This is a genomic window from Pseudomonas sp. Sample_23, assembly GCF_004307595.1.
Lineage (GTDB): Bacteria > Pseudomonadota > Gammaproteobacteria > Pseudomonadales > Pseudomonadaceae > Aquipseudomonas > Aquipseudomonas atacamensis.
This window is the reverse complement of the sequence record NZ_RCNX01000057.1, coordinates 10688-15533: the sequence shown is the minus strand read 5'-3', so window position 1 is coordinate 15533 and position 4846 is coordinate 10688. Positions and strand designations below refer to the sequence as shown.

Sequence of the window (4846 nt, the reverse complement as noted above, 5' to 3'; positions counted from 1 at the left end):
CCATGAACAAGCGCTCCAGATCTCGGCTGCTGCGGTATACCACTTCGACGGCCATTCACCACCTCACATGCCTTCACGTTAAGTTGTCTTGACGACTACTGTATCCATATACAGCGAAAAGGATAAGCGAATCCCTGCGCCATGGGTAGTGGCTTTTCAATGTAGACCGGATTTGGCGTTTGTCAGTGAGCCGTGTCGCTGCTGTTCGCGAGCTGGCTCGCTCCCACGGGGAATGTGCAAAGCCGCGAGCCTGCGACCAAACGCCACGGCGCGGGATTTGCGGCGGATCGCCATGATGCGTGGCCCTGAACCTGCATGAAAACCGTTGCAACAAGGCGCGCGCGCAAAACCGTCACGTGCGATACGCATCATCCGCCCGAAACGGGCTAAGGAAACTCATCGTGAAAATAAACTGGGCCGAGAAACTGCGGCGTAACGTGCATCAACTGGCCGAGTCCCTGGGCAACCTGTTCGTCGAAACCTTCCACTATCTGGCGCTGTTCGCCATCGGTGCGGTGACGGCGTGGGCGGCGGTGATGGAGTTCCTCGGCATGCTCGAAGTCGGGCACATCAAGATTGATGACATTCTGTTGCTGTTCATCTATCTGGAACTGGGCGCGATGGTCGGGATTTATTTCAAGACCAACCATATGCCGGTGCGCTTTCTGATTTACGTAGCGATCACCGCGCTGACGCGCTTGCTGATTTCCAACGTCTCGCACCACAACCCGCCGGACATGGGCATCATCTACCTGTGCGGCGGCATTCTGCTGCTGGCGTTTGCGATCCTGGTGGTGCGTTACGCTTCGTCGCAATTCCCTTCGGTGAAGATCGAGAACCCGCAGCGCAAGATCGGCACGGGCTCCAGCGAACATCCTGAAGTGGAGAAGGGCGAGCTCTAAAGGCCCGCCGCCTGGCCGGGCTGGCCTTTGACCCGTGGCGGTGGCGGGGTCAGCCCGGCGCCGCTGGTCATGGCTTCGAGAATCGACATGGCGCTGTGACCCTGTTCGATGGCGATGCCGAACTGGATGCTTTGTACCAGCCGTTTCAAACGCTCGGGATCGTTGCGCTGTTCGGCGCTGATCATGCGCTTGGCCACGATGCGGCCGGCGTTGGACAGGGTCAGCATGATGCTGCCGTCCAGGCCCTGAATGCTCAGATTGATCTGATAGTCCGGCGCGAAGGCATCGGTAATGATTTGAAATGGGTTGTCCATGATGCGTCACCGCCTGATTGAACGTGCAGTTGTTGACCGGCCATGATCCGATTTGGTTCGCAACACCAGACCACTGGCATCTCGTTCGCTGAGGTTTGCAATGTCCGTTTGCCTCAAGGGTGATGTAGCAAGGGGCATGCCGGAAAAATTGTCGAACAATAAACACGGCGAAAAAAACGGCGAGCCTCGGGGCTCGCCGTTTTTTGTGGCGCGTTTTCAGGGCAGGAATGAGCCGATGATCGCTGACAGTGCAGTCAGGCCGATCAACACTCCACCCAGTTCACCGCCAGCCCGCCGCGCGAGGTTTCCTTGTATTTGTCGTGCATGTCGGCCCCGGTGTCGCGCATGGTGCGAATCACCCGGTCGAGGGAAATAAAGTGATTGCCGTCGCCGCGCAGGGCCATTTGCGCGGCGTTGATCGCCTTCACCGCCGCGATGGCATTGCGCTCGATGCACGGCACTTGCACCAGGCCACCGACCGGATCGCAGGTCAGACCGAGGTTGTGTTCCAGGCCTATTTCGGCAGCGTTCTCCACTTGCTCCGGTGTCGCGCCGAGGACATCGGCCAGGCCGGCGGCAGCCATTGCGCAAGCCGAGCCGACTTCGCCCTGACAGCCGACCTCGGCACCGGAGATGGAGGCGTTTTTCTTGCACAAAATGCCGACAGCGGCTGCGGCGAGAAAGAACGCGACGACGTCATCATCAGACGCATCCGGATTGAATTTCATGTAGTAGTGCAGAACCGCCGGAATGATCCCGGCGGCACCATTGGTCGGCGCGGTGACCATGCGCCCGCCGGCTGCGTTTTCTTCGTTGACGGCGAGGGCGAACAGGTTGACCCATTCCATGGCCGACAGGGTCGAGCTGATCACATTCGGTTTGCCGATTTCCAACAGGCTGCGATGCAGTTTTGCCGCGCGACGCGGTACTTTCAGACCGCCGGGCAAGATGCCTTCGTGGCGCAAACCTTGTTCGACGCACTCGCGCATTACTGACCAGATGTGCAACAGGCCCTGACGGATTTCGGCGTCGCTGCGCCAGGCGCGCTCGTTGGCCATCATCAGTTCGGACACGCGCAGATTATGTTGTTTGCACAGGGCGAGCAGTTCGGCGGCGCTGGAAAAATCATAGGGCAACACCACGTCGCTGGTTGGCGCCACACCAGACTTGGCTTCAGCCGCTTCGACGATGAAACCGCCGCCCACCGAGTAATAGGTTTGCGTGAACAGCTCGGCGCTTGCGCCAAAGGCGCTCAGCGACATCGCATTGGGGTGGTAGGGCAGGCTCTCGTCGAGCAGCAGCAGATCGCTCTGCCAGTCAAAAGCAATTGAACGTCGACCGGCGAGGGACAGTTGTCCGGTTTCGCGCAGTTGTTGAATGCGTGGATCGATGGTCGAAGGATCGATGCTGTCCGGCCACTCGCCCATCAGGCCCATGACCGTTGCGCGGTCAGTCGCGTGGCCGACGCCGGTGGCCGACAGCGAACCGTACAGGCGGATCTGCACACGTCGCACATCATTGAGCAGATGCTGATCGATCAGAGCTTGGGCAAAGGTCGCGGCTGCACGCATCGGACCGACGGTATGGGAACTGGACGGGCCGATGCCCACTTTGAATAGATCGAAAACACTGATAGCCATGCTAAACCCTTACAAGCAATGGAGTAGGAATCGCTGCCATTTTTTGTCGGACAAGCGCAATGTCGGCGATACTGCCTGCCTCGCTTCGAGGTGACCAACGAAACCTCCTAAGACAGCCTTTAGCAGGACTAAACAATGAGTCGTCAATTGCACGCCCAGACCTATGTCTGGCTGCAGGTGTTTGCCTGTGCCGCGCGGCACCTGTCGTTCACCCGTTGTGCCGAAGAGCTGCACATCACCCCGGGCGCGGTCAGCCAGCAGATTCGCCAATTGGAAGAGCGCTTGGGCTTTCGCCTGTTTCATCGGCGCGCGCGGGGCGTTGAGTTGAGTGCGCAGGGGCAGCGGCTGGCGATGACCGTCAACGAAGCCTATGGCAGCATCGATGCGGAGTTGCGCCGGCTGGACGCCGGGATGATCAGCGGGACGCTGCGGTTGCGTTCGATACCGTCGTTTCTCGGCAAGTGGCTGACCCCACGCCTGCCGCGCTTGCAGCAACGTTTTCCAGATATCCAGTTGCGCCTGGTGGCCGAGGACAGCAGCGTGCCACTGCATGAGGGCGATTTCGATCTGGCCATCGACCTCAACGATGGCAGCTACCCCGGATTGTTATCCACAGCCTTGCTCGACGAGCAGATATTTCCGGTGTGCGCGCCGAGCCTGTTGCGTGGGCGCCCGCCGTTGCACGGGCCGGCGGATCTGATGCATTTCCCGTTGCTGCACGACATCACCGCCTGGCGTGGCAGTTACGAATACGCAGAATGGGAGTTCTACCTGAACGCGATCGGCTTCGAAGGCGCCGATGTGCGACGCGGCCACACGTTCAACCGCAATCACCTGACCATCGAAGCGGCGATCGCTGGCATGGGCGTGGCGATTGCCCGGCGCACGTTGCTCAACGATGAGCTGGAGCGCGGCACTTTGATCGTGCCGTTCGGCTTGTCAGTGGCCAACCATAAACGCTATGTGCTGCTGTATGCACCGGGGGCGTTGAGCCATCCGGGCGTTCGCGCTGTGCACGACTGGCTGGTGGAGGAGGCGGGGATTTTTCGCTGTTTGCACCCGCTGAACGAGCAGCAGATGTGAGCAGATTTTTCTGCGGAGCGGGTCGACCCAACTCCCGACATTAACAGCGCCTCGCTCGGTTGTCCGGCTTTTTTTGCGAATGAATATTTTTCTTTTTTCAGGGGTTGAAATGTTCGCCGCTCGGGCCGATTGTTGTAACCAGGAGGTCAGGAAATTCACTTCAAGGCCTCCAGCGAGCTAGCTGAAATAAGGGATGAACTATGCAAATCCAAGTCAACAGCGATAACCATATTCAAAGCAGTAAGCGACTGGAGGAGTGGGTACGTACAACTATTGAGAGCACGCTCGACCGTTATGAAGAAGACCTGACCCGTGTCGAAGTCCACCTGAGCGACGAGAACGGCGAGAAACCAGGTCCCCATGACTTGCGCTGCCAACTGGAAGCGCGGCCAAAAGGCCACCAACCGATTTCCGTGACCCACAAAGCCGATTCGCTGGAACAGGCGATCGACGGTGCCGCCGAGAAACTGGAGCACAAACTGGATCATCTGTTCGGCAAACTGCGAGGTAAACCACGCGCCGCTGTAGTGCCATTTACTGGCAAGGCCAACGACAAGCTGTTGGCGGAAGAATTTGACGAGAATGAACAGGCAGCGATCAACAGTTGATGCGCTGATTTCACAAGTCACACAAGGAGAACGGGCCTGCTGATGCAGGCCCGTTTTTTTGTTTGTGGTGTTGGTGATTGCTCGCAGGGTTTAAGACCGTAGCCCCTCACCCCAGCCCTCTCCCGAGGGAGAGGGAGTCGATCCGGTTGTTTTCAAGTCCAGCGTTCGGCTCGATATTGCAGGCGAGCGTAAATCGTAAATACACCTCGGTCAGTCCCCTCTCCCTCTGGGAGAGGGAGCCGATTCCGGTTGTTTTCAAGTCCAGCGTTCGGCTCGATATTGCAGGCGAGCGTAAATCG

The 4846-nt window shown here is 58.7% G+C and carries 6 protein-coding genes; 3 read left to right on the top strand and 3 right to left on the bottom strand.

The genetic code is table 11. From position 1 onward, the window contains the following. Positions 1–401: 401 nt before the first annotated feature. On the top strand, positions 402–902 hold the full coding sequence (locus D8U82_RS15550) for a phosphate-starvation-inducible PsiE family protein (RefSeq protein ID WP_016771633.1): 501 nt from the start codon (positions 402–404) through the stop codon (positions 900–902). Here the strand turns inward: D8U82_RS15550 and D8U82_RS15545 are convergent. Continuing rightward, positions 899–1216, bottom strand: a complete 318-nt coding sequence (locus D8U82_RS15545) for a DUF3509 domain-containing protein (RefSeq protein ID WP_016771632.1) — start codon at positions 1214–1216, stop codon at positions 899–901. The genes D8U82_RS15550 and D8U82_RS15545 overlap by 4 nt on opposite strands. 263 nt (positions 1217–1479) lie before the next feature. Further along, positions 1480–2856 carry an L-serine ammonia-lyase gene (locus tag D8U82_RS15540; RefSeq protein WP_130902486.1) on the bottom strand — a complete coding sequence of 459 codons (1377 nt, stop codon included), beginning with the start codon at positions 2854–2856 and terminating at the stop codon, positions 1480–1482. Positions 2857–2991: 135 nt separating this feature from the next. Between D8U82_RS15540 and D8U82_RS15535 the strand changes: the two genes are divergently transcribed. Together D8U82_RS15535 and D8U82_RS15530 are read left to right on the top strand one after the other, a co-directional pair. Then, complete coding sequence (locus D8U82_RS15535; RefSeq protein WP_130902485.1) at positions 2992–3939, top strand: LysR substrate-binding domain-containing protein; 948 nt, start codon at positions 2992–2994, stop codon at positions 3937–3939. Between the two features lie 200 nt (positions 3940–4139). Further along, positions 4140–4547 (top strand): HPF/RaiA family ribosome-associated protein, encoded by a 408-nt coding sequence (locus D8U82_RS15530; protein WP_016771629.1) that lies wholly within the window; start codon positions 4140–4142, stop codon positions 4545–4547. Positions 4548–4653: 106 nt separating this feature from the next. Here D8U82_RS15530 and D8U82_RS28285 read toward each other — a convergent pair. Beyond that, a partial coding sequence (locus D8U82_RS28285; protein ID WP_206663331.1) for a hypothetical protein occupies positions 4654–4846 on the bottom strand: 193 nt, incomplete at its 5' end.